Source organism: Paenibacillus sp. TSA_86.1, assembly GCF_052691815.1.
The window spans coordinates 572,626-594,866 of sequence record NZ_JBQZGE010000001.1; the positions used below are offsets into that span (position 1 = coordinate 572,626).

The 22,241-nt window shown below is 43.2% G+C and carries 29 protein-coding genes; 23 read left to right on the plus strand and 6 right to left on the minus strand.

The features are described 5' to 3' along the window. Positions 1 to 436: 436 nt before the first annotated feature. Positions 437 to 745: a DUF4367 domain-containing protein gene (locus ACUTVW_RS02530; RefSeq protein WP_445644323.1), complete on the plus strand. Its 309-nt coding sequence runs from the start codon at positions 437 to 439 to the stop codon at positions 743 to 745. Between the two features lie 136 nt (positions 746 to 881). Here ACUTVW_RS02530 and ACUTVW_RS02535 read toward each other — a convergent pair whose 3' ends face one another. Then, the gene (locus ACUTVW_RS02535) at positions 882 to 1,565 is read right to left on the minus strand and encodes a hypothetical protein (protein WP_445644324.1); all 684 of its coding nucleotides are present in this window, start codon (positions 1,563 to 1,565) and stop codon (positions 882 to 884) included. A gap of 206 nt (positions 1,566 to 1,771) precedes the next feature. Here ACUTVW_RS02535 and ACUTVW_RS02540 point away from each other — a divergent pair, with 206 nt between their 5' ends. The 3 genes from ACUTVW_RS02540 to ACUTVW_RS02550 are packed head-to-tail and all read left to right on the plus strand — an operon-like array spanning position 1,772 to position 2,895. Beyond that, positions 1,772 to 1,984: a hypothetical protein gene (locus tag ACUTVW_RS02540; protein ID WP_445644325.1), complete on the plus strand. Its 213-nt coding sequence runs from the start codon at positions 1,772 to 1,774 to the stop codon at positions 1,982 to 1,984. Between the two features lie 44 nt (positions 1,985 to 2,028). Next, on the plus strand, positions 2,029 to 2,358 hold the full coding sequence (locus ACUTVW_RS02545) for a DUF3024 domain-containing protein (protein ID WP_445644326.1): 330 nt from the start codon (positions 2,029 to 2,031) through the stop codon (positions 2,356 to 2,358). 57 nt (positions 2,359 to 2,415) lie between these two features. Beyond that, positions 2,416 to 2,895 carry a hypothetical protein gene (locus tag ACUTVW_RS02550; RefSeq protein WP_445644327.1) on the plus strand — a complete coding sequence of 160 codons (480 nt, stop codon included), beginning with the start codon at positions 2,416 to 2,418 and terminating at the stop codon, positions 2,893 to 2,895. 269 nt (positions 2,896 to 3,164) lie between these two features. On the opposite strand, the gene ACUTVW_RS02555 is transcribed toward ACUTVW_RS02550, so the two are convergent. Beyond that, entirely contained in the window at positions 3,165 to 3,629 is a 465-nt protein-coding gene (locus ACUTVW_RS02555; protein ID WP_445644328.1) for a hypothetical protein, read from the minus strand. Positions 3,630 to 3,761: 132 nt separating this feature from the next. Here ACUTVW_RS02555 and ACUTVW_RS02560 point away from each other — a divergent pair, with 132 nt between their 5' ends. The 9 genes from ACUTVW_RS02560 to ACUTVW_RS02600 all read left to right on the plus strand — a co-directional run bounded on the left by ACUTVW_RS02560 (position 3,762) and on the right by ACUTVW_RS02600 (position 10,373). After that, the gene (locus ACUTVW_RS02560) at positions 3,762 to 4,328 is read left to right on the plus strand and encodes a histidine phosphatase family protein (RefSeq protein ID WP_445644329.1); all 567 of its coding nucleotides are present in this window, start codon (positions 3,762 to 3,764) and stop codon (positions 4,326 to 4,328) included. Positions 4,329 to 4,341: 13 nt separating this feature from the next. Further along, positions 4,342 to 4,875 carry a hypothetical protein gene (locus tag ACUTVW_RS02565; protein ID WP_445644330.1) on the plus strand — a complete coding sequence of 178 codons (534 nt, stop codon included), beginning with the start codon at positions 4,342 to 4,344 and terminating at the stop codon, positions 4,873 to 4,875. Next, positions 4,872 to 5,465, plus strand: coding sequence for a hypothetical protein (locus tag ACUTVW_RS02570; RefSeq protein WP_445644331.1), 594 nt, complete (start codon positions 4,872 to 4,874; stop codon positions 5,463 to 5,465). Before ACUTVW_RS02565 ends, ACUTVW_RS02570 begins: the two co-directional genes overlap by 4 nt. Before the next feature lie 277 nt (positions 5,466 to 5,742). Then, positions 5,743 to 6,570, plus strand: a complete 828-nt coding sequence (locus ACUTVW_RS02575; protein WP_445644332.1) for a transporter substrate-binding domain-containing protein — start codon at positions 5,743 to 5,745, stop codon at positions 6,568 to 6,570. Positions 6,571 to 6,597: 27 nt separating this feature from the next. Next, positions 6,598 to 7,293 (plus strand): amino acid ABC transporter permease, encoded by a 696-nt coding sequence (locus tag ACUTVW_RS02580; protein WP_445644333.1) that lies wholly within the window; start codon positions 6,598 to 6,600, stop codon positions 7,291 to 7,293. Beyond that, on the plus strand, positions 7,290 to 8,000 hold the full coding sequence (locus ACUTVW_RS02585) for an amino acid ABC transporter permease (protein WP_445644334.1): 711 nt from the start codon (positions 7,290 to 7,292) through the stop codon (positions 7,998 to 8,000). Before ACUTVW_RS02580 ends, ACUTVW_RS02585 begins: the two co-directional genes overlap by 4 nt. Beyond that, complete coding sequence (locus ACUTVW_RS02590; RefSeq protein ID WP_445644335.1) at positions 7,997 to 8,749, plus strand: amino acid ABC transporter ATP-binding protein; 753 nt, start codon at positions 7,997 to 7,999, stop codon at positions 8,747 to 8,749. The genes ACUTVW_RS02585 and ACUTVW_RS02590 overlap by 4 nt, the downstream gene beginning before the upstream one ends. A 51-nt stretch (positions 8,750 to 8,800) precedes the next feature. After that, the gene (locus ACUTVW_RS02595) at positions 8,801 to 9,811 is read left to right on the plus strand and encodes an LLM class flavin-dependent oxidoreductase (protein ID WP_445644336.1); all 1,011 of its coding nucleotides are present in this window, start codon (positions 8,801 to 8,803) and stop codon (positions 9,809 to 9,811) included. Positions 9,812 to 9,878: 67 nt separating this feature from the next. Beyond that, positions 9,879 to 10,373, plus strand: a complete 495-nt coding sequence (locus tag ACUTVW_RS02600) for a DinB family protein (RefSeq protein ID WP_445644337.1) — start codon at positions 9,879 to 9,881, stop codon at positions 10,371 to 10,373. Between the two features lie 158 nt (positions 10,374 to 10,531). On the opposite strand, the gene ACUTVW_RS02605 is transcribed toward ACUTVW_RS02600, so the two are convergent. Continuing rightward, the gene (locus ACUTVW_RS02605) at positions 10,532 to 10,903 is read right to left on the minus strand and encodes a hypothetical protein (protein WP_445644338.1); all 372 of its coding nucleotides are present in this window, start codon (positions 10,901 to 10,903) and stop codon (positions 10,532 to 10,534) included. Between the two features lie 127 nt (positions 10,904 to 11,030). Continuing rightward, on the minus strand, positions 11,031 to 11,732 hold the full coding sequence (locus tag ACUTVW_RS02610) for an NAD(P)-dependent oxidoreductase (RefSeq protein WP_445644339.1): 702 nt from the start codon (positions 11,730 to 11,732) through the stop codon (positions 11,031 to 11,033). Between the two features lie 150 nt (positions 11,733 to 11,882). Here ACUTVW_RS02610 and ACUTVW_RS02615 point away from each other — a divergent pair, with 150 nt between their 5' ends. The 5 genes from ACUTVW_RS02615 to ACUTVW_RS02635 all read left to right on the plus strand — a co-directional run bounded on the left by ACUTVW_RS02615 (position 11,883) and on the right by ACUTVW_RS02635 (position 16,535). After that, the gene (locus tag ACUTVW_RS02615; RefSeq protein ID WP_445644340.1) at positions 11,883 to 12,479 is read left to right on the plus strand and encodes a TetR/AcrR family transcriptional regulator; all 597 of its coding nucleotides are present in this window, start codon (positions 11,883 to 11,885) and stop codon (positions 12,477 to 12,479) included. A 34-nt stretch (positions 12,480 to 12,513) separates the two neighbouring features. Continuing rightward, positions 12,514 to 12,792: a hypothetical protein gene (locus ACUTVW_RS02620; protein WP_445644341.1), complete on the plus strand. Its 279-nt coding sequence runs from the start codon at positions 12,514 to 12,516 to the stop codon at positions 12,790 to 12,792. 151 nt (positions 12,793 to 12,943) lie between these two features. Next, a complete protein-coding gene (locus ACUTVW_RS02625; protein WP_445644342.1) occupies positions 12,944 to 13,984 on the plus strand; it encodes an ABC transporter substrate-binding protein in 1,041 nt (346 codons plus the stop codon). A 1-nt stretch (position 13,985) separates the two neighbouring features. Further along, entirely contained in the window at positions 13,986 to 14,762 is a 777-nt protein-coding gene (locus ACUTVW_RS02630; RefSeq protein WP_445644343.1) for a (2Fe-2S)-binding protein, read from the plus strand. A 45-nt stretch (positions 14,763 to 14,807) separates the two neighbouring features. Next, positions 14,808 to 16,535: a helix-turn-helix domain-containing protein gene (locus ACUTVW_RS02635; protein WP_445644344.1), complete on the plus strand. Its 1,728-nt coding sequence runs from the start codon at positions 14,808 to 14,810 to the stop codon at positions 16,533 to 16,535. Between the two features lie 239 nt (positions 16,536 to 16,774). Here the strand turns inward: ACUTVW_RS02635 and ACUTVW_RS02640 are convergent, their stop codons facing one another. After that, on the minus strand, positions 16,775 to 17,095 hold the full coding sequence (locus tag ACUTVW_RS02640; RefSeq protein WP_445644345.1) for a hypothetical protein: 321 nt from the start codon (positions 17,093 to 17,095) through the stop codon (positions 16,775 to 16,777). A 103-nt stretch (positions 17,096 to 17,198) separates the two neighbouring features. Between ACUTVW_RS02640 and ACUTVW_RS02645 the strand changes: the two genes are divergently transcribed. Both ACUTVW_RS02645 and ACUTVW_RS02650 read left to right on the plus strand, forming a co-directional pair. Further along, positions 17,199 to 18,587 carry a lipase family protein gene (locus ACUTVW_RS02645; protein ID WP_445644346.1) on the plus strand — a complete coding sequence of 463 codons (1,389 nt, stop codon included), beginning with the start codon at positions 17,199 to 17,201 and terminating at the stop codon, positions 18,585 to 18,587. Position 18,588: 1 nt separating this feature from the next. Next, positions 18,589 to 18,894: a WXG100 family type VII secretion target gene (locus ACUTVW_RS02650; protein WP_111272579.1), complete on the plus strand. Its 306-nt coding sequence runs from the start codon at positions 18,589 to 18,591 to the stop codon at positions 18,892 to 18,894. Positions 18,895 to 19,237: 343 nt separating this feature from the next. Here the strand turns inward: ACUTVW_RS02650 and ACUTVW_RS02655 are convergent, their stop codons facing one another. Then, on the minus strand, positions 19,238 to 19,678 hold the full coding sequence (locus ACUTVW_RS02655; RefSeq protein WP_445644347.1) for a hypothetical protein: 441 nt from the start codon (positions 19,676 to 19,678) through the stop codon (positions 19,238 to 19,240). Between the two features lie 424 nt (positions 19,679 to 20,102). Here ACUTVW_RS02655 and ACUTVW_RS02660 point away from each other — a divergent pair, with 424 nt between their 5' ends. From ACUTVW_RS02660 to ACUTVW_RS02670, 3 genes are all read left to right on the plus strand, one after another. Next, positions 20,103 to 20,345 carry a hypothetical protein gene (locus ACUTVW_RS02660; RefSeq protein ID WP_445644348.1) on the plus strand — a complete coding sequence of 81 codons (243 nt, stop codon included), beginning with the start codon at positions 20,103 to 20,105 and terminating at the stop codon, positions 20,343 to 20,345. Then, on the plus strand, positions 20,342 to 20,794 hold the full coding sequence (locus tag ACUTVW_RS02665; protein ID WP_445644349.1) for a hypothetical protein: 453 nt from the start codon (positions 20,342 to 20,344) through the stop codon (positions 20,792 to 20,794). The genes ACUTVW_RS02660 and ACUTVW_RS02665 overlap by 4 nt, the downstream gene beginning before the upstream one ends. 731 nt (positions 20,795 to 21,525) lie before the next feature. Next, complete coding sequence (locus ACUTVW_RS02670) at positions 21,526 to 22,149, plus strand: SLATT domain-containing protein (protein ID WP_445644350.1); 624 nt, start codon at positions 21,526 to 21,528, stop codon at positions 22,147 to 22,149. Positions 22,150 to 22,241: the final 92 nt, after the last annotated feature.

Genomic DNA, 22,241 nt, shown 5'->3' on the forward strand with positions numbered 1-22,241 from the left:
TTAGATAAAATGGGGCGAAGTGCCACAGTGTAATGAAATATAGAGGGGTAATTCCAGATGATCATAGAAACTGAAATGACAATTGAAAGATTAAAAGACCTCGTACGTTTAGGAACAAAGCATTTAAAAAAAGTCGAAGTTACGGAATATGGACATATTCATAATTTCAATTTTAACGGAATGATCTTTGATGAATGTATATGCATAAGCTAGAAAAAGGAGTACATATGAAACATGCTAAAGCATTTGTCATACTGATTCTAGTCATCATCAGAGGAGTGAGCATGGTTGGATATTAAAAATCAAAATGGTGAAACGTTGACTCAATGGCAGCCCAGATTTCCCTCAGATGTTGAAGTACAGTCTATTCAGGTCTATCATGGATTCGATAATTTAACACCAAATGAGATTGATGCTATGGCCGAGGAAAGTAGATGTGATCGTCCGCGACCTTAAGCCCAATACTAAGCTTGTAGGCGTCAGTATCACATATAAAGAGTATGACACGTTTAAACTTCACATATTTAGTACGACTAAAAGTCGAATTGACCTGCCTGAAGATGAATTGTCTCAGGTTAAGCGACTAGAGGTACGGGATGCTGAAGCGTACTATTTTTTGAACAACGGAACAGCTCACTTGATTTGGATTGAAGAGGGATTCAGTCGGGCGCTGCAATATGAACTCATTGGCAAACAGGTATCCGAAGAAATCCTGATTCAAATCGCAGAAACGATGTCTAATTAATATACTCTCACCAGATAGGCTGTACGGCATCATATAGCAGAAAAAGCGCCATGACGATGCGGTCATGGCGCTTTTTTGTATACATTACATCTGTGCATTACACCTTAAGCATTACCTCTATGCAAGTGTGGTGTATTTAAAATACTTTTACATCACCAAATTGGTAGGGAGTAGGGTTCAATTTTGCATTTGGATATGCACCGTACTGCGAGGAACCATCCCAAAAATGCCATTTGAAAGTTGTTCCTACTAATCCAATAGACTCATAGACTAATCCTTTATTCGCGCTTGCGGCTTGTGCTAATCTGGATAGTTCTTGTCCGGTATGAACCGTGGAAAGCATGTCATATGCTGTATATCCCCAAGAGAAGAGGGCCAAGTATGGAATGAGCTTTGTTGCGACAGCTTGTCCATACTTTTCAGCTAATTTTTTCTTAGCGATCTGAATACCGTATGAGGCTGCCATTTCAGTTCCGACTTTCACATATTCTTTAGACATATCAAGACCGACAGACAGGGCTAACGCGTTGTATTGTTTCTTGACCATATCCGGGGAAAGAAATTTCACTTCTCTGCGTACCTGATATCCGAGAGCAGCAATTTGAGTGCTGGAAAAATTACGATCTTGGAGATATTTAAAATCCATTTTGGTATGTGTGAACTTTCCACCATTAGGCATTTTAATGATCAAATTAGTCGATGCAGCATGTGCTGTTTGTCCAAAACCGGGAGCAACTGTTGTAAACATGACGATAAATCCTAACAAAACCAAAGAAACTTTCATCGTAAAGCGAGTGAGTGTGCTAGATTTGTGTGACAAAGAAAAACCTCCATACTTGTTGTATTCACAATATTAACAGGTAAATTTTGTGTCATTCCATATTACCATTTGTGGAAAAATTGTAAATAAGACTTATTGACTGGTATAAAAGAACTAATAGAACTAAAAGGCTCCATTGTTGAGCTCTATTAGAATTTTGTGTAGAATGCAAGTACTAACGTATGCTTTAACAGGAGGATTACGGTATGACCAAGAATATGATCAAACGTATGGTTGATATTGCTGCGATCATTGCTGTAGGAATCGTTGTATATGTAGGATACTTTGTGTTTTTTGACAAACCCGATAATCAGGTAGAGATTACTTCCCTGTATGTGAAAATGGGATATGCTTTTCTCGCGTTATTCATTATTTTACTTCTAAGAATGTTCGTAAACCGAAATAAAAGTAAACCCTAGTAAACATTCCAAACTTAAGTTAATTAGATCAGGAGAGTTGAAACATGGATGATTTCACGAAAAGACGAATACAAAAAATATTGAACACTTATACTGAGAATGCTATACCAGAGGAACTCAAAAGTCAGATTAAAATGGGCTATAAAATGCGAGGCAACAATGTAACGCTGTTCCAGGAAAGACAAGCCTTTCGGAGTGAGGATTGGGTGCAGTTACCGTACGCACAGTTTAGATTAGTAGAAAACGTATGGAAGGTGTACTGGCAGGATAGTAAGGGGAAATGGCATTTTGTCGATGACATCAAACCGAGTGAGAATTTTGAGGCGCTACTTGAGATTGTAGATCAAGGCCATGATGGAATGTTCGAGCGTTAAATGGCCTTTGAGGACATTCCTGAGGAATGGGCGCAGTATTACATTAGGGAGGATATCATGGATATTCTAACCAAGCAGTTGAAGCTGGAAGAGCTTAGTGATTTGAAATATGAAGTGCATATTGGAGACTCCAAGGCAGCGAGTTATTGCAAGACCATGATTTTAAAGTTTGTAGGTGAATATGGTTATGGTTCTGGTGGAAATTCAGATGCCAGCTATATGTGTGCAATAGGCAAAGCGGTTTTGGAAGCCTGGGAACCAGCGGGTTTGATCCTTGATTTCAGTGAACTGACCTATGAATGGGGAGATCAACTCGAAAATGTGTTCTACATTGGTGAGGATCAGTATCGTAACATCCCTTTTCCTGTAGCACTTATTGTAGGCGAACACTCGGAAGAAGCGATCAGAACGTTAATATTAGGTGTATACAGTGATCAGACCACCGAGGATATTGACTGGGTGCATCGTGATCTGAACAGCGCATGGACATTTATTGAGGAAAAATTGACGGAGTATGATCGAGATAAACGATTGTGAAATCTGTCGTGATAGGTAAAGTGTAAAGAAATCCAAATGAAAAAGCCCCAACGTTTGGGGCTAACTCCAATTCCATGTTAATTCATCGATAAAGACCTATGGGAGGATAGAGTCACATGGTTAAGAATCCTGATTCAGGTTGTACTTTTTCATAACGAAGTCACGGAACGTCGAATACTCAGATAATTGTTGAGATGATGAGGATTCAGGTAAGCTATATTGGCTTACGCCTTCCAAGCTGAATTTTCCCAAGTTATCATTAATCAAACCTAGTCACCATAGGAGTTTCTCAGCAAAAATAGCACACTTGGTTCATTCTTCTGCAGTTCTACATAATCATTTGCCGTATACTTGACTTTCCCATCCAAGCTGACAGGTTCAATGACTGTCAATTCAGTCAGATCTGAAGTGAAATCCTCAGGTTTCTTTAGTATTTGCTCAATCTTGATGTTGGTGTTGGTGTGGAAGGATTGCATGGTTCCATCATCAAATGCAGTTATCACATGCTCACGGTCTGCAAACCCGTCTGTTGCATAACCAAGCACGATTAACTCAGCAAACTCATGTAGCTTTTCCACTTCACTGAAGGTGATGGAGTTGGCCGATAGATTGACTACGGTATAAACACTTTTCTCCGGTTTGGATTGAATATTCATATATGTGATAATCGATACAGTGACGACGACTATACATACAACGAATATTAGAACAGATCTCTTTTGGAATGAAAACATTAGCTTATCCTCTCTTAGATATTCTTTTCTCCACTTCTACTATTACATAAATGAGAATTATTGCAAATTATTTATAGGAGTAAAAACTGATAGATGAATGGATTTAGGATATGAAACCGAAGGAGTTTTTTTATGAAAACAATTGTTTATATGGTCAGACATGCGGAGTCACCGTATAACGAAGGAACAGAAAGAACAAGAGGACTGACCTTGAAGGGCAGGGAGAATGCAGCCAAAGTAACAGAGATATTAAGGGAAGTAGGGATACATACCATCATTTCAAGTCCGTATGCGAGAGCTGTTCTAACTTTGGAGGGGCTGGCAACGGCTTTGGGGCTAGATATTCAGCTCATGGAGGATATCCGAGAAAGGCATTTTTCAGATGAGGCTATTGCGGATGAGGACTTTAGTGCTATCACGGAAAGAATCTTTGCTGACCGTGAGTATGCATTGCCCGGAGGCGAGTCTAACAAGGTGTGCCAGCATAGAGCTGTGAGCGGTTTGAAACAGATTTTAGAAGAGTATTCCGGGAAAAAAGTAGCGATCGGCACACACGGACATGTCATGACGTTAATGATAAATGCCTTTGATCCAACGTACGGAGTGGACTTTATCAATCAGATGAAGAAACCGGATATCTATCAATTGCAATTTGACGGGATGAGATTAGAGAAAGTCACTAGACTGTGGGAAGAATAGGAGGATTGTTCCTATGAAGATTGAACCTACCAAAGAGTTTGCTTGTAAGCTGGGGATCATGCTTGAGAGTAAATTAATCTGGTACAAACACTTTCAACTCTTTTGTGATGATATTATTCTGGAATATGAGAAGCCACCATACTGGATCATTGAATTAGCAACAGTGAAATATCAAGGTGACGCGATTGGAATCGTTAACAGAAATATTCACTCCGAACCTTTTATCGATGAATATCTTAACTCATTATACGATCATTACATCGCTTGTTTGTATATGAAGTACGATCGAAGAGAAATATCCTGGGCCAGCTTTCTGCTCGCTTCCGGACAGTATGCTGATCTTTACCAGGCAGTGAAAGTGGAGTGCGAATATTTCTATGAACTGTTAAATGAATATGAGGCTGAAGAGTTCGACATGGAGCTTGAGCACAAACAAAGTGAAGAGATTCGGGATACGTTTCGGAACGAGATCACGGAAATGCAGGAGATATATGACGTGTTCAGGTTGTATTTTAAACAATATATCAGGAAGGAAAGAGAAGCATGAAGCTTTTTCATGGAAAAGTAACCAGCGATGTACCGCAGATGCCTGCGATGCCGTCTATATGTACACCTCTGGGCACCGTCGAATTCTCGATTTCAGTCTCAAACCAATCTTATCTTCCAACAGGTCACGCGAGGCTCACCAGCGGTGGGTGGTTGTATAAGTATTACTACGACTTATGGGACTGTGAACTCGCGATTTGTAGAATGGATGTAGAACTTGCTTGCGATCAGGCAGTAGATGAATGCTGGGGAGCTGTATTCCGAATCCAACCGAAGAGTGGACACCAGATTGATGAGTGTAGCTTTACGGCCTCGTGGAAAGAGGGATATAACTGGACAAGCTGTGGATCGGATACTGGAGAAGGACTCGAAGCGATTGAATATAAAAATCAAACCGACCAGTTACATATCGGTACACAAGACGGAACGCTGTTAATGATGAGGAGAAACCAAGGGGATCGTATTCCGAAATCCCATGGTGCAGGTATTGATGTTGAAGCACTGGGATACCTCCTGAGTTCTGGAAAAGGGGCGGCTAGTTATAGTTTCATAAGGGTTTTAGACATGTTGAACCTAACGATTCTTCGTTAGGTTTTTTCTTGTTTCTCCGAGATCATCGTTAGATAACGATATAACCATCAGGTTTAGTGTAGAAGTCGTCTATATTATGCAAGTAGGCACTCGCGGTCCTGCTAAGGTAAGGTGTAATCGCACCGATCGAATATTTTATTTATATATAGAATTGTTCTATAAGTATATCCGTTGACGATGTTCCTGTTGGAATGCTATTTTTAGATCAATTAATTCCTAGTTAACATGTAAGAATTAGTGGTTTAAAATAATCGCACACATAACGGGGGAGAAAAACATGAAAAAAGGGTCTGTTCTAACACTTACAACTGCAATCGTATTGGCGCTCACAGGATGCAGTACCGGGGGAGATACGAAGACAGCATCGGGAGCTGGCGGAGCCAAAGAACCAACCAAGATTATTGTGGGAACAGGCACGCAATTTCCGAATGTCGCTTTTATTGACGAAAATAACAAGTTGACGGGATATGATGTGGAACTCGTCAGAGAAATTGATAAACGGCTTGATGATTACGAGTTCGATCTGCAGACGATGGAGTTCACGAACTTGTTGCTCAGCCTCGAAACGAACAAAATTGACATGGTCGCGCATCAGATGGAGAAAAACCCGGAGCGCGAACAGAAATATTTATTCAATAAAGAAGCATATTCCCACTGGAAGAACAAAATCGCGGTTCTCAAAGATGACAATACCATTCATTCCATTGATGATCTGAAAGGCAAAAAAGTGCTAACGACAGCAACCAGTGCCCAGGCCATCTTGCTGGAAAACTACAACAAGCAGAATAACAATGCACTGGATATTGTGTATTCAAGCGGTGTGGCCAACGATTCCATCGCACAGCTTAAGGCTGGACGGGTTGCAGCGTTTGTAGCAGCGGACTTTACGCTCCCACTCATTGATCCGAACGGCGATCTGAAACTGGTCGGTCCACCACTCAGTGAATCGGATACCCTGTTTATGTTCCGTAAGGATGATCCTGAAGAACAGAAACTTGCGGATCGCATCGATGAAGCACTCAAGGAAATCAAGGCAGACGGTACATTGAAGAAACTGAGTGAGCAGTGGCTTGGCTTTGATGCTACGCAATCGGAAACGAAATAACACGTACAGGAAAGGCAGGTCGCAACGATGGGTGCACCATTTGAATTCAGTTATGTCATCGACTACTTTGTAAAGCTCCTACCCACCACCAGTACTACGCTTCTCATTGTAGTTAGTGCAATGGTGCTTGGTCTAATCATCAGCTCCATCGCGGCACTGCCGCAGATGTACAATATTCCGGTGCTGAAACAGCTGTCTAAGCTGTATGTGTCCTTTTTTCGCGGAACACCAATCTTGATTCAGCTGTTTTTGTTCTATTACGGTGTGCCGGAAATTTTGGGTTTGTTCGGTATTAATGCGAACCGTGCACCTGCCATCTACTTTGTCATTATGACTTACTCGCTCAATAGTGGAGCATTTATGGTGGAGATGATTAGGGCTTCCGTCGCCTCCGTGGATCGGGGGCAGGTCGAAGCGGCTTATGCCATGGGCATGTCTGGCCCACAAGCGTTCTTCCGGATTGTATTGCCCCAGGCGTATGTGACGGCACTGCCTATATTCGCCAACATGGTGATTGGCAGCTTGAAGGACACATCCCTTGCGTTCAGTGTGGGTGTTATGGAGATGACGGGCAAATCGTCTACACTGGCAACGATCTCTCGTCATTTTATTGAAGCGTATATCTCGCTGGCGCTCATTTATTTTGTTTTGAGTTTTGTGCTGGAGAGGGTGTTCGGTGTACTTGAGCGGAAAGTGCAGAAGAGGGGGTTTGCTCCAATATGAGCTTTGATGCTTCCTTTGTCTGGACTGCGTTCGTGCAACTTCTCGGTGTCATCCCGACTACACTGGCGATCACGGCGGTCTCGGTGGTGCTTGGTTTTATCATCGGCACAGCGGTTGCCCTTCTCCGTCAGTTTCGGATTCCTGTACTGAGCCAGCTGGCGACGGCCTATGTCACCTTTATTCGCGGTACACCGATGATTACACATCTGCTACTGATCTATTTTGGACTGCCGATGATTATTGACAGCGTGTCTTCATCACTCGGACTGGGGTTCAACTCCTCTTCTATTCCATTGATCGGTTTTGCTTATCTAGCGTTCTCGATTACGGCTGGTGCTTATGCATCAGAGATTGTCAGATCCGGCTTGCTCGCGGTGGATCGCGGTCAGATCGAAGCGGCGTATTCACTGGGTATGACAGCGACGAAGGCACTTCGCAGAATTGTGTTGCCGCAGGCTTTTGCAGCCAGTCTACCCAACATTTCAAACATGCTGATTGGCATGTTACATGGATCTACACTGGCATTTGCGGTCTCGGTGGTAGAGATTAACGCCAAGGCACAAATTGTCGCATCGACCAACTGGAAATTTTTCGAGGCGTATGTGGCGGCAGCCATCATCTTCTGGGGTCTGACCGTCATGATTGAAAGACTGACCGCAGTGGCAGAGAAGCGGTTCAGATCGTACAACCGGGGAGGCGTGTCATGATTGAACTCAAGCAAATACACAAAAGCTTCGGAGACAATAAGGTGCTGTCAGGAATCGATCTGAAGGTGGCACGCGGAGAGGTCGTTGCGATTCTGGGACCCAGTGGATCAGGCAAAACAATGCTTCTGCGCTGCATGAACTATTTGGAAAAACCGGATTCCGGGCATATCACTCTCGGTGACTTTACCTTGGATTACGGCAAGCACGCCAAAAAGGATATCCATGCCTTACGCCAAAAATCAGCGATGGTATTCCAGCAATATAATCTGTTCCGCCACAAAACCGCGTTACAAAATGTGATGGAAGGACTGGTGGCTATCCGCAAAGTGGCTAAAGAGGAAGCGCGGACGCGGAGTGTCGCTTTGCTTGAAAAGGTAGGTCTCGGAAACAAGCTCGATTCATACCCTAGCCAGCTTTCAGGTGGACAGCAGCAACGTGTCGGGATCGCCCGGGCGCTTGCGATGAACCCAGAGGTGATTTTGTTCGACGAACCGACTTCGGCGCTGGACCCGGAACTTGTAGGTGAGGTGCTGGCGGTTATTCGCCAGATTGCAGAGGAAGGCATAACGATGATTATCGTAACTCACGAGATGGGTTTTGCACAGGAAGTGGCGAACCATGTTGTATTTATGGATGGCGGGGTCATTGTGGAAGAAGGAGAGCCGAAGCAGCTGTTCCGCTATCCAAAAGAAGAACGTACGAAGCAGTTTCTCAAACGCATTACACCGGATACTGCATATTCCATATAAGAAAACGGGATAGAAACAGTCATTCTAAGGGAGAGCTGAGGGGGAAGAGATATGTCATTTACATTAGGGATTTTGGATCAAAGCATTGTGTTTCCGGGTCAGTCGGCTGCGGAGGCGTTAAAAAATACCGTAGAACTGGCGAAGCTTGGCGAATCACTTGGATATGACCGGTTTTGGGTAGCGGAGCACCACGACTCGGAAGGTGTTGCCGGATCATCACCGGAAGTGCTCGTGTCGTACTTGCTTGCTCAGACTCAAAAAATCCGGATTGGCTCCGGTGGTGTGATGCTCCAGCATTATAGCCCATATAAGGTGGCCGAAAGCTTCAATGTGCTTGCGACACTGGCTCCGGGACGGGTTGAGCTAGGAATCGGTCGTGCCCCAGGCGGCTTGCCTCGTTCCACAAAGGCGTTGCAAAAGGGAATAGCCGAGCCGGAAACGCTGGATGACAAACTGGTGGAACTGAGAAACTTCCTGAACGCTCCGGCAAGTGAAACCCATGCGCAGCCAGGACTGACAGCGCACCCGTTACCGGGGCAGCCGGCACGTGTTTATATGCTGGGCACGAGTGTTTCCAGTGCAGAACTGGCAGCCAAGCAGGGGCTACCTTATGCGTTCGCACTGTTCATCAACAGTGATCCCGAAACGGCACGCACCGCACTGGATACGTATCGCACGCAGTTTAACACGGAACAAGGCGGAGAGCCTGAAGCTATTCTGGCCTTGTCGGTCATTGCTGCAGATACGGAAGAAGAGGCGAATGCGCTGGCGGGACAGCACAAAACGGTGCGTGCAACGCTGGCGAGTGGCAAAACGGTGAATGTGCAGACGTTGGAGCAGGCAGCGGAATTCGCTAGACAGGCGGGTGAATCGTATACGGCAGTTGAGCACGAAGCGGACATTACACGCGGGACCAAGGAAACGGTACGGAAGCGGTTGCTGGAGCTGTCGGAGGAATATGACGTGAACAGCTTTGTGTTTACAACGATTATTCCTGATTTTGAACAACGGGTACGTTCATTCCAATTGCTGAAAGAAGCATTTACAGGGGAACTGGTGTAAGCACATCAATTCCAATTCCTATAAGCCTTATTTAAGTTAAACTTATATAGATCGGAGAGCGGTAAACATGGGAAACACAACAGTGAAGACGGAATCAATTATATCGGCATATGTACACGCTTATGAAGAGATTGAACAGGAGATTGTGGATCTGACCGAGCAACAGTTGAGGTGGAAGTCTTCTCCATCCTCCTGGAGTGTTACCGAAGTGCTGGCACATCTGGTGGACCACAGTGTCGTCGTTTCCTTTCGCATCCGTGAAATACTAGCGGGATCACAGGCGACGTTGCCTGGTTTTAACCAGGATGCATGGGTTGCCGGACAAAAAGCAAATGAGGAGCAGATCTCTCAGCTGATCACGATTGCTAATGGTCTGGTGCTGTATAATTCAGGACTACTGGAGCGGCTAAGCGAGGAAGAATGGGAGAAAACCGGCGTTAACTTCAAAGGCGAGACGGTATCTCTAGCCGCGATCATTCCGGCTTTTGTCGCTCATGTGCAGAACCATCTCAACCAGATTGGCAGAATCAAGCAAGAGTGGGTCGAAAAGCAGGTGCAGTGATAGGGAATGCGGTGGTCAGAGCGACGGGAAGGCAGGCATCCGTTATGTCTAAGTCCGCTATGTCTATGATTCTATGATGGATAAGGATCTGGAATTGAATAGGAAGTGGCCCGGAAGTAACCAGAAGGAGCTTAGCTCAACTTGGCTTCAGATGAAAGTCAGGGCTGGGGCCAAATCTTTCTTTTAGCGTTGTCATTCCCTACTAAGTAGATTTCACCAATATTACCATAAGTATTAGTGAACGAGATGTTGAAGTCCTTATGACCTCTGATCGGAAGTTTGCTGCCTTTGATCTGGATGAATAGTGAATGATCATGATGTGTGATGTTGTAACCGTGATATTTGCTGATACTGTCTCCGAATCCACCTTGTATCGTAATAAGTTCAGGAGAAACTTCAGTCTTGGTAACCATAATCTCTTCCGGATCGACAACCTTGTTTAACATATAGAATCCAATGATAATAGGAAAAGCAATAATGACAACGGTGAAAACTATAGTGATATACTTCCTATTTAGTTGCATACTCATGATTCACCTCATAGTTAGATGATATGAATCGATGTCTCAGTTATTATTGGGGCATCGATTTTTTGTTTTTAAACAAAGGCCTACATAGAGTATATAAGAAGTTGAACGAACCTCCAATCCGAACGACCTATCTTCCTATATTCACAATTTTCCCGGTCCAATCGGGCTGGCTGACTGCCGCACGTACTAGCCCATCCGCACAATCTGCAAAAGGAAGTGCAGCAACTGGATTGATGCGAGCGAGTGGGCCAGCCGTGTATTTCAAGTTCCTTTCCGCATACTGAAGCACGGATGCACGCATGATGACCCATTCGAGATCACTTTGGATGAGCGCTTGTTCCGCGATACTTTTATCTTGAATGGCCTTCCAAAAAATACGGCGCATCAGACGCACGGCGAGACGGTTGACATAAGAAAGCTCACTCCCATCGCTCAAATTAATGCCACTCTGCATCACCATACGTTTAACCCCTGTATGCTGACAGGCCGCAATAATATTTGGAATTCCCACAGACATGACCGTACCTGGTGAGAAATTAGCCTTCATTGTACGTAAACCGGCACTGAGATTACCCAAGCCCTTCTTGGCGGAGGTGGATGATACATTGAGGGGAGGGCCTATACAACTGATGACAGCTTCTACCCCTGAAATGGCCTGAATCATAACAGGTAAATCGAACACATCCCCTTTTCTAACGGTAAGTCCTTCTGTTGGAGCAATGGCTTCGGGACGACGAGCAACGGCAATAACTTCATGCCCCAATGCAAGGGCGCGTTCGATCACTTTTTTTCCCGTTCCTCCGGTAGCCCCAATGACTGCAATTTTCATATGGATAAACTCCATTTCTTAATGTTCTTACTGTGAATTAGTGCACAGTAGTGTATTATTTATCATCTATGTATAATGGTATACGTAAATAAAAATCTTACAATGGCTAAAAAGCTGGATTGCGTGCAATTGTGCACAGATGGTTTGAAAGTGCGTATTAACAATGAAGAAAAAGGGTGGTATGAAGTGGTAAAGGTGGATCGAAGGATACGAAAATCCCAAGAAGCGATCAAAACGGCGGTTATTGAACTGATGATGAACAAAGATTTTGATCATATTACGATCCAGGACATTTCAGACAAAGCGGATATCAGCCGCAGAACGATCTATCTCCATTACACGGATAAATTCGATCTTCTGAATAAACTCATCACCGAGCATATTGAGAATTTGCGTGAAATCTGTGAATCTACGGAGATGGACACGGGTTATAACAACATGGTATTTATGTGGTTTGACTATTTTGAGAAGCATTTTTTATTTTTCTCCGCATTGCTGGCGAGTAAAGGCAGTTCTTTTTTTCGGAAGCAGTTTCTGGACTTTTTTATCCATGAATTACAGAACGGGAACGAGAGCGATCCAGCTGTTATGAACACCGAATTAATGAAAGACCAGATTGTGGAGGTTCAGTTTGTGGGGGGAGCAATCATTGGGGTCGTCGAATGGTGGTTTACGCATGAAAGACCTCTCCCACCTTCCGTAATGGCTGAACGTATAGGAGCAATGCTTGAACGAAATCTGGATTGAATCCTTAATAATATTTCTTTGGAGGAGATCCACTATGAATTCAGAAGAGCATATTCAAAAAATGTTACATACTATCATTCAGAACGCACAATCCATCATTAACGATCAAGGAAAGCAATCCTTCGGCTCACTGGAATATTTCCTGGGACATATTAGGGAGTATCGAGATGAAAAGAAGTACCTGACAGAGGATTGGCAGTTCCGTACACCGCGCTGGCTGGGGGAGTATGGCAATACGCCGGAGGAAGAAGAACTTCTTGCAGACATTTACCGTCTTCAGGCTTACATTGCTGAGAAATTAAAAGGCGGATAGTAGATAGGTAAAATATCAATCACGATGTCGCATTAGTCCGACTGAAATGTCGCAAAAGTACATGGTAACACGATACACAGATCGTTTATACTCTCTTTATGTTTCGATAATGAAAATCATTATCACTAGTATACATAAGGGGGATTTACAAATGAAACAAGGAACAAACGGGCAAGCTGCCGGAAGCAAAGGCTATCTTGCTCACAAATCACGATTACTGATGGGCTTGATGTTGGCCCTGATTCTAGTCCTGACGGCGTGCGGTGCCGGAACAGGTACAGATAGCGGTAAACAATCTACGGCAACGCCTTCAGATACACCTGCGAGTACGGAGACGAAGACAGACGGCGCTTTTCCAGTAACGATCAAGGGTATGAAGGGTGACATCACTCTAAATGAAAAACCGAAGAAAGTGGCCGTGCTGGATGTTAAGTTTTTGGATCAAATGTTAGCGGTTGGCGAAAAGCCAGCAGGTAGTGTTATCGCTGGAGGGAACACCGATTTTCCAGAATACTTGGGTGATCAGGCAAGTGGCGTTGAAGTTCTCGGTACACGGGACGAGCCTAACCTGGAAGCGATTGTAGCACTCGACCCGGATCTGATCATCATGACCGACTTCCAAGAGAAGCAGTATGAGAGTGTAAGTAAAATTGCACCTACCCTGGTACTCGATTTCTACGAAGACTGGCGTGATACGTTAGCTACAGTAGCTAAGATTACGGACAAGCAAGACGAAGCAGAGAAAGTGCGCACAGCGTATGAAGAGAAAGTGGCAGGAATGAAAACGAAACTGACTGAGAAGCTGGGTGATGAGACGGTAGCATTGATTCGTCCGCGTAAAGAAGGTATTCGTGTTCATGGCATCGAGCACCGCACAGGCGGCATTCTGTATAATGATCTGGGCTTGAAAATGCCTGCACTCGTTGAAGGAATCAAGGATGATACTTCCGTAGAAATCTCGATGGAGAAAGTGCCTGAGATTGGGGCAGATCGTTATTTTGTCCTGTCGGATGAACTGTTTGCCGCAGAAGCAGAGGCGATGGTGAATAATCCCGTATGGAAGTCTTTGGATGCTGTGAAAAATAACCGTACTTATGATGTAAACTCCACACTATGGATCGCATACTACGGACCGCTTGCGATTAATCTGATTGTAGATCAGGCATCGGAAGCCCTGCTGGGATCGAACTAATATGAGCCGATATCTCTCAACAGACGTATGGAAAGAGACGGTGGAGGATCATTCGATTTTGCTTGGCGAGCCGCCTGAACATAGCGTCCGTAGCATTGCGCTGAGTGAGCTGCATGACGAAGAGGCGTGCCGAGAGTATATCAGCTGGTTTCAACATTATATCGATGCACCAGACATGAAGGTTGCCGCTTCCATGTTAGCCAAGCGACTTGGCTATGTATGGACGACTCCGCTCGTGATTGCGATGACATTTCATCATCAGCATGTAACCTTTCAGCTGGAGAACAGCTTTCTCTATCATCCGAAGCTCGAAGAACATGAGGAGGGTACACGATTTCCTTTTCTAGCGGTGAACGAGCTTCGGGCTGAAGAGCTGACGGGAGACAGACACGTTTGGCGCGAAAAGGCAGTTCAGGAGATGTTTGCAGTACAGCTTACACCTCTGTTAAAGACACTTGCTGCGATTGCACCCCTTTCGATGAGTATTCTCTGGGAGAATATCATGGTACGGATCGGGCGACTATTCGCTCCTGATGAAGGTGAGACGGAGCAGGAACGTAAGATCATTCGAGAGGACTTCGCCTATCTGACGCAGGTGGCGTCCGGGCAAGTGTTTGGTGAGAGGAAGAATCCGTTGACCCGTTTCACCGATTGTAAGGACAATGTACATGTTGCCAAAAGTGAGCGGCTTACCTGCTGTTTCTATTATCAAATGTCAGGGGAATATTGCCTCAAATGTCCGAAAATTGACAATGAGAAAGAATCTCAACTACAATGACAAAAGCAATGATTATACCGATGCGATTGTCAGGAGATGAGAGAAATGCCGCTGCAAGAACAGACAAGTGGTTGGAGTGATACAGCAATCAAGATGCTGGACGGATATAGCGGTACTTTGCAGACAGGCAGTGTTTTACACGAAACCAATGTAACTTCTAATGTACTGCTGCTGGCATACGGAGGGGAAGGGGAGCTTGCAATGGATGGCGAAGGTTGCCACATTGGAGCTTCTTTTGCCTGTCATGCGGTGAAGGGATCATCCTACACGTTGACGGCCAGATCAGAGGACATTCATTATATTGTGATCAAATACAAGGCTTCTTCCATGGAGGGAGCCTCTATTGTTATGCCTTCATACCGCAAACACCCGCTGCGCAGATCATTTGTGCAGAACTCGGCAACCAACGCGGAATGGATCGAGAATGCGGAAAAAATAGTAGCCAAATGGCGCCGCGGCGAAGGACTGGAACGATTCTATGCCAACGCTTTGCTCCAGGGCATGATTTACGAGCTGATCATGGCCTATGAACGCGGTCAGGGGGGAACGGAGTCCGATATGGTGGATGTGGTCGCTTCCTATATTGCGTCGCACTATCGTCAGAACCTGGAACTCAAAGAGCTGGCTGCCCTCGCGGGTTGTAGTGTAAGACAGCTGCAGCGCCGTTTCAAACAAGAAAAGCATCTCGGACCGATGGAGTACGTCATTCAGCTACGCATGGAAAGTGCCTCACGGATGTTGCGTCATACGGATGCTTCGATTGGTGAGATTGCAGACAAGCTGGGCTATCGGGATATGTATTATTTCAGCAGAGCATTTAAAAAGTATTACGGCGTTCCACCGTTGCATTATCGGCATGCGGTCGCTTCTAAAACGGATGCAGACTATGCGGATGCCTTATTGCAAAACCGCACTGCTTCATCCTATGAATCTTCCCAAGGCCCGGTCATCTGTCATATGAAAGGGGAGTACAACGTCACCGAAACACCGCAGCGTATCGCTGTCCTTGATGTGCAGTATGCAGATCATTTGCTTGCGCTGGGCTTGGCTCCGGTAGGAAGTGTCGGACTAGGAAGCAGCGTGTTATCTTTCCCCCAGTCCCTTCGGGCAGGACTCCAGGACACCGAATTACTAGGTACATATGAATATCCTGATCTGCCTGCGATAGAACGACTTGCGCCGGATCTGATTATCTGCACCGAGGTGCATGAGCAGTATCTTGAAAGATTAAGTGGAATTGCTCCAGTGCTCATGTTCAAACGCAATGAAAACTGGCAAACGATCCTTAGTCTGTTCGGTGAACTGATAGGCAAGCGAGCAGAAGCCAAGCAGATTATTACGGACTATCTTCGCAGAACGGCTTTGCTGGCTGAGGAATTAGCTACGGTATTGGTGGGCAAAAGTGTGGCCCTGATCCGTCCGCTAGACTCTCTCGTTCGTGTGCATTCCGCCGCTCATCGCACAGGTGCGGTGCTGTACCGTGATCTGGGTCTGCCTGTACCATTGTTTGTGGCAGACACCTCCGATACGGCCTATCATATCTCGGTTGAGAGATTACCCGCAGTGCAGGCAAGGCACTACTTTTTGCTGAGTAATGAACTTATGCAGGACGGGATATCTGCGACAGAGGAGCGGGTTTTGGGAATGCTTAGTGGGGGTGAAGAGCAGCGACAGCGAGTGCATTCCGTGGATGCAGCGACCTGGATTGGGTGCTATGGGCCGATGGGGATTAATGGGATTGTGGATCAGGTTGAGCAGGCGTTGTTGGGGTGAGGGGGAGTTACATTGTGACTCCCCTGTTTACGTAGATCCAAAATATATTGGGTTAGTAGATAACTTCTTCAAACAGAGATATATCATAGTTTGAGAACATAATTATTCTATTATGTAGATCGCATTTGTTTCTCTATTTTATATTGTTATGGGAACGTTGACAGATGTAATTGACGAAAGATACAATCCATATATTCCCTATAATTTCAAAAGCATTTATATAAATATACTTCAACGCTCTATTTGGAATCTGTTTTCTTGGATATTCCATCAGGAAGCGATAGTGTCTCAACACTTAATGGATCGTAGTTCACGAAAACAAATACCTTCTTTTTCTTATCGCCTTCAATGTAGCCGTGGAGGCCTAACGACTTGCTTAGATCGGGAGGAGAGAATTTATGCTCCGTAAAACGAACGGTCACACCGTATTTTTCGAGAACATAATCTGCAGCGAATTTCTCTGCTGAGGATACAATCGTCTTTTCCTCTTCGGAGGCACAGGCTCCAAGCAAGAGAGATGAGATGATTAAGATTACAAACAGCAAGAAAGGTTTTCTCAAAAGGGACACCTCAACTTTCATAGACTGGTATTAATATACTATAAAGATTGAATTATCACTAGTTTACATAATCATATTGAAATGTTCAATTCAGGAGGTACTTATGCGGAACGATTACATTAGCGATGAGTTGTATCAGAAAATATCTAACCTTGCTTACCAAGACAACATTTCTTCCGGAGCACCTCTTAAAGATGAGGGAGATTATGTACAATGGAAGGTCATTGAACCTGAAGGTGCGAAGCTCCACAATAAAGTGTCGGGTTTCGATTCTATCGTCCTCCACAACGATCAGACGAATCAGATTGTCATCGGTTACCGCGGAACGGAGCCAGATGGGAATTGGCTTGGGAGAGCGGCTGATTACGAAACGGACGTTTTCGATGTTTTAGGTGGACGTACCAGAGAACTGGAGGATGCCGTAACTGACCCGAATCATCATAACATTTTTAAGAAAAGCTTTATTCAATCGATTAAGGACGATATCGATTGGCATAACAATCAATTCCATGAGGCAGAAGTGCTTTATGAACAAGTCAAAGCAAAATATCCTGACGCAAGTATTTCTCTTACAGGACATTCGCTTGGAGGTGGTTTGGCGCAATATGTGGCAGCACGACAGGATTTGCCTGCTATGACATACAGTGCTCCGAGTGTAACCAATCTGCTGGACGATGCAAGCTTGGCGAAAGTGAATGAGGGTTACTACGATAAAAAAGTGGTAAACATCGTTCATCCTAACGATTCAGTAGGTGCAGGGGGACTGCTCGAATATGACAGGCATGTTGGTAGCACATACTACAAAGGCCAGGATTTTGACTCGGCCAATGCGATGTACCAAAACTGGAGACTGCAATTCCAGCTTATGCTGCCTATTCGTCCGATGGGCCCCAGTGGCCCGTTAGTTACATACAACTTCCCAATCGATATTGATCTGGACAAGTTTCAGGTCGGCAATATTATCCGCTTGATGGACTCATTTTCTAAAAAAGAAGGTAAAGGCTATCACTCCATGAACCAATATCAGTTTGATCAACAGGGGAACTTGGTCGGTCCACTTATTGATCGTGCCACGGGGCAGCAAATTGATATCTCACCACGCTGGAATACTTATCAGGAATCACGGGAGGTTTTATCAAACCTCTTTGGCGGAGTGTTGGCGCCCTTAATTGCAGTTGCCGCCTATGGGAAGTCAGGTCAAGGTGGCGGTACAATCCGATTGACACCGGAGGAGCTAGCGCAGGCAGCTAGGGAAATGCGCCTTAGTCTGGACGGATTCACCAATGATGCACAAGCTTCCATCCGGATGTTCGAGGCGTATACTTCCACAAGTGAGAGCGATTCCTTTACCCCAATTGCTTACAATGCTACAGCGACACTAGAACGAATTAACCGTTGGTATCAGGAATCGATCAGCGAGATTGCAGAGTATATTGAACGAAAGCACGAAGATTTCGTTCAAGCAGATCAGTTCTTAACAGGAGGTAAGTGACATGGGAAGAATATCGGTATCTTTATCCGATCTGAGAAGAGCCGTTCAGCAATGTGAGCAGTTACAGGAGCGCTTAATGCAGCAGGAGCAGAAAATGCGTTCAATACATAGCAGACTAGAGCAAGATTGGGCAGGAAATGCTGCCACAACGCTAGGATTCAAAATGCAATCTTTCCTGAACGGGACATCCAGCCGAATGGATGAGTTGGAAGCGCATAAAGAAGCGCTGCGACGTTACATCCACAGGATGGAGGAAGCTGATCGTGAGGATCGTAGAGATTACAGGGAACACAGTATGCTGAGATGAGATTTTAGAAGAGCGGTATGTGGATGCCACTGCAACACGGATCAGCAGAGGGGGTAAGGAAAAGAGCCTGAATCCTAATTCTTGAAAGTATGATGGTACTTTGCAGACAAGCGGTGTTTTACACAAATAGTGTAACTTCTCACTTAACATTTATATTCAATTTTCACGGTAATTCACCTCTGTCTTGTATTCGCAGGTATGCATGATAGGAAGCCTAAGAATGTGCAAGAAAAAAAGAATCGGCGAACCGATTCTTAAAGGTAATTTTTTTCTTAAGGCGTTAAAAATAATTTTCACATGATAGCAAAATCTACATCAATTTAACCGAGTAGATAAGCTTATCTCAATCTTGTACTTCATGATAATTACCAGTCCACGGATCAAAAACGTATGAATTTACTTCTGAATTTTTTTCCACTGAGAACATATAACCTTTTTTAATTTCATTAGATTCATCTTCAATTAACGTATTCTTCTGTTTATTAACCACATAAGGTTCTTCTAAATTCTGAGTGACCTTATCTACCGCACTTTCATACGTGTATTGAGGAAGTGTGGTTATCGCATAAATTGGGATAAATATCAAAAAGAGTGTTTGTAAAAAAAATACTATTTCTTTACGTTTTTTTCTTAGTTGAACTTTGAAGAAATAACTCAGCACCATGAAAAAAACTAACACTCCAATGAAAGGAAAAAGCTCCAAAATATTATTGTAACGATATTGTAAAAAAAGTAAAAAGGACACTTCTATCAGACAAGCAATAATGATTATTTTTCTATACATTGTATCTCCTTTGAATAAGTAGTTGAAGCCAAGCATTGTAGCTCCGATTATGCAAAGATCAGTAAGCCCTGCTACTTGAAGCACTTAAAATACCAACAATCAGAAGACAAGAAAAAAGACGTAAATAATTCTTTTGTACGAACACTCCTTTAAATAATATACTTTAAAACGTTTTATATCCAATCATTTCCTAATGTAATTACATCATATCATTTAAGGCAAATGATCATCTTTTCACCATGAGCTGTTTTAAAGAAAGTCCGACCTCCTACCAAGCGAATTTGGTGTTTAAATTAAGTGAAGGTATATCGCCTCCGTCTTTGTCTCGAATGTAATGCTAGGATACAGGAATGATATATGAAGTAAGGGGATATGTTAAAATGATAGAAAGTTGATCCATTAAGAAAAATAGGAGGTATAACACATGAAATGGCAGGAAGTGAGAGAACGGTTCCCTGACCAATTTGTCCTAGTTTCCATCATTCAATATCATGAGGAAGATAACAAAAAAATCGTAGATGAAGTTGCACCGATTCGTACTGTATCCGAACAAGATGCAAATAAAGAGTTTTTTCGAGTAGAGCCTGGTAATGTTGTGTATCATACTTCAAATCCAGACTTTGTGATTCATCTCCGCAAAGATCCATTAATGAGAGTGAGACATTGAACGGATATGGAGCAAAAGATTTAGAAGGAGAGCCTATGAGCGAAAGAGCTGAAAAGAAATTGAAAATGCAATTTGGCTTCATCTTAATATTTGTTTTTATCACTGGCGTGCAAATAATTGTCAAAAACTACTTCGTTAATCCTCCCCCTGCATGGACAATTGGATTATCCATTTCTTGTTTTATTATATTTTGTATACTTGGGCTGCTAACCTACCTTGATCTCAAGAACCAAGAACAATTCGTAACCATTGGACAAATCGTAGATGTGAAAAAGGATACAAATATCATCATCGTTAAAGGGCTGGGGCGAGGTCATCGAAAAATATTAATAAGAGATAGTCATATCCTGAATATGATGAAGCCAGATGAACTGATCGAAATCACGAGATTGAAATATACTAAGATGATAACGAAGAAAGTGTATCAGGACAAAGAGCTACAACTTTGATCAAGTGATTAAAGAGTTTTAGTTTTTTTATAAATCGTTGACGGTAGTAATTTTAATTCTACTGAATGTTATTCTTTATTTGAGGAACGCCATCGTTATAGTGGTTCGATTGTTTATTATTATTCATCAGAACAAATTTATTAGTAGTACAGCACAAGTATGAAGGCATCGGAAGGTAGCTTGAATCCCTATGGGATGAGAAAGGCTTTCCTTTTTGTTTTGACATCTAACATTGAAAATACTCGACGTATTCAAATTCATTTGGAACGTAGGGATACGAAGAAATGTATATCAAATAAATTTCCCTTTTTTCACCAAATTTTTCTCCGCTAAAATCACCACATAGGTTATCATAAATGTAGTTCCGATATTACGTTGAATGTGTGGTATTTACGAAGTATATAAATAAGATGTTAAGCGTAACTTCTGGAAGAGCATATTTAAAAACGAGTAAGAAGCAGATAATTGTTGAAGAATGGATTAGATCGAAGCGTATTCGGAACAGAAGCGAGCGCGGCAGATGAAGAGATGAGTAAGTAAACTCGGATTGAGGAATATTCAGGGATCTGATGAAAAGATTAACATTATATTCAAGCAGCGTCTCCGATGGAGCCTTGGTCTGCGGGAAGGAATTCGAAGAGGGATTTCAGCAAACAACCCCTTTGGGGTTCATGAATACCGGAACGTTATACAAAATCCTTGCAAAAAGATATTAAGAAGGAGAAGATTGGATGAATTCATCGGAAGATAACTCACTGAAGACTCAAAAAGGTGTATTTCAGGATTTGAAAAGAAGGTTAAGGACTACTAGGAAAGCAAGAATAAATGCATCAAAACGATTAAGAAAAAAACATGAATTGTATGAGAAGACTACACATGTATATTCGGTTGTTATTTTGGTGCTTTCTATTTGGTTCATTGGGGATAATGGAAGTGATGATTACAATCTATTTGTCACAAAAATATTACTCATATTATCACTGGCGCTTACATTTTTTACAATGTATATAAATACAAAAAATTATAAAGAAAGAGCTAGTGAATTCGAAACTAATTATCAGAATCTTGATATTCTATTGAATAAAATAGATAGAATTGAATCGGAATCTATTGAAATTGATAACGAGATGCTTAAGGAATTACATAGAGAGTACGAGAAACTATTGTTAGAAAAGGAAAACCATCAAGATATTGATTACATGATTTCTAGCGATAAGTTACAAGAAAAGTTCAAAATACAGATATGTATTTACAGGCTGAAAACATTTTTGATTAGTCTACTTGTTGTCATACATCCAATTGTTCTTTTAGGTTTTATTTTATTGGTAAACTTATTGCTTCGGAAGTTCTTGTGATTTTGTGGGAAGTTCGAGGTAGGCGAGGACATAGAGAACGAAGACCAATGAAAATCAAAGGACATAAAAAAGAAGAACAATTAGATCCCAAA

What these genes read in the sequence shown, in the direction of transcription:
- ACUTVW_RS02540 (WP_445644325.1), top strand. Translation starts at nt 1,772, where the DNA reads ATGACCAAGAATATGATCAAACGTATGGTTGATATTGCTGCGATCATT.
- ACUTVW_RS02545 (WP_445644326.1), top strand. Translation starts at nt 2,029, where the DNA reads ATGGATGATTTCACGAAAAGACGAATACAAAAAATATTGAACACTTAT.
- ACUTVW_RS02550 (WP_445644327.1), top strand. Translation starts at nt 2,416, where the DNA reads ATGGATATTCTAACCAAGCAGTTGAAGCTGGAAGAGCTTAGTGATTTG.
- ACUTVW_RS02555 (WP_445644328.1), bottom strand. Translation starts at nt 3,629, where the DNA reads ATGTTTTCATTCCAAAAGAGATCTGTTCTAATATTCGTTGTATGTATA.
- ACUTVW_RS02560 (WP_445644329.1), top strand. Translation starts at nt 3,762, where the DNA reads ATGAAAACAATTGTTTATATGGTCAGACATGCGGAGTCACCGTATAAC.
- ACUTVW_RS02565 (WP_445644330.1), top strand. Translation starts at nt 4,342, where the DNA reads ATGAAGATTGAACCTACCAAAGAGTTTGCTTGTAAGCTGGGGATCATG.
- ACUTVW_RS02570 (WP_445644331.1), top strand. Translation starts at nt 4,872, where the DNA reads ATGAAGCTTTTTCATGGAAAAGTAACCAGCGATGTACCGCAGATGCCT.
- ACUTVW_RS02575 (WP_445644332.1), top strand. Translation starts at nt 5,743, where the DNA reads ATGAAAAAAGGGTCTGTTCTAACACTTACAACTGCAATCGTATTGGCG.
- ACUTVW_RS02580 (WP_445644333.1), top strand. Translation starts at nt 6,598, where the DNA reads ATGGGTGCACCATTTGAATTCAGTTATGTCATCGACTACTTTGTAAAG.
- ACUTVW_RS02585 (WP_445644334.1), top strand. Translation starts at nt 7,290, where the DNA reads ATGAGCTTTGATGCTTCCTTTGTCTGGACTGCGTTCGTGCAACTTCTC.
- ACUTVW_RS02590 (WP_445644335.1), top strand. Translation starts at nt 7,997, where the DNA reads ATGATTGAACTCAAGCAAATACACAAAAGCTTCGGAGACAATAAGGTG.
- ACUTVW_RS02595 (WP_445644336.1), top strand. Translation starts at nt 8,801, where the DNA reads ATGTCATTTACATTAGGGATTTTGGATCAAAGCATTGTGTTTCCGGGT.
- ACUTVW_RS02600 (WP_445644337.1), top strand. Translation starts at nt 9,879, where the DNA reads ATGGGAAACACAACAGTGAAGACGGAATCAATTATATCGGCATATGTA.
- ACUTVW_RS02605 (WP_445644338.1), bottom strand. Translation starts at nt 10,903, where the DNA reads ATGAGTATGCAACTAAATAGGAAGTATATCACTATAGTTTTCACCGTT.
- ACUTVW_RS02610 (WP_445644339.1), bottom strand. Translation starts at nt 11,732, where the DNA reads ATGAAAATTGCAGTCATTGGGGCTACCGGAGGAACGGGAAAAAAAGTG.
- ACUTVW_RS02620 (WP_445644341.1), top strand. Translation starts at nt 12,514, where the DNA reads ATGAATTCAGAAGAGCATATTCAAAAAATGTTACATACTATCATTCAG.
- ACUTVW_RS02625 (WP_445644342.1), top strand. Translation starts at nt 12,944, where the DNA reads ATGAAACAAGGAACAAACGGGCAAGCTGCCGGAAGCAAAGGCTATCTT.
- ACUTVW_RS02630 (WP_445644343.1), top strand. Translation starts at nt 13,986, where the DNA reads ATGAGCCGATATCTCTCAACAGACGTATGGAAAGAGACGGTGGAGGAT.
- ACUTVW_RS02635 (WP_445644344.1), top strand. Translation starts at nt 14,808, where the DNA reads ATGCCGCTGCAAGAACAGACAAGTGGTTGGAGTGATACAGCAATCAAG.
- ACUTVW_RS02645 (WP_445644346.1), top strand. Translation starts at nt 17,199, where the DNA reads ATGCGGAACGATTACATTAGCGATGAGTTGTATCAGAAAATATCTAAC.
- ACUTVW_RS02650 (WP_111272579.1), top strand. Translation starts at nt 18,589, where the DNA reads ATGGGAAGAATATCGGTATCTTTATCCGATCTGAGAAGAGCCGTTCAG.
- ACUTVW_RS02655 (WP_445644347.1), bottom strand. Translation starts at nt 19,678, where the DNA reads ATGTATAGAAAAATAATCATTATTGCTTGTCTGATAGAAGTGTCCTTT.
- ACUTVW_RS02660 (WP_445644348.1), top strand. Translation starts at nt 20,103, where the DNA reads ATGAAATGGCAGGAAGTGAGAGAACGGTTCCCTGACCAATTTGTCCTA.
- ACUTVW_RS02670 (WP_445644350.1), top strand. Translation starts at nt 21,526, where the DNA reads ATGAATTCATCGGAAGATAACTCACTGAAGACTCAAAAAGGTGTATTT.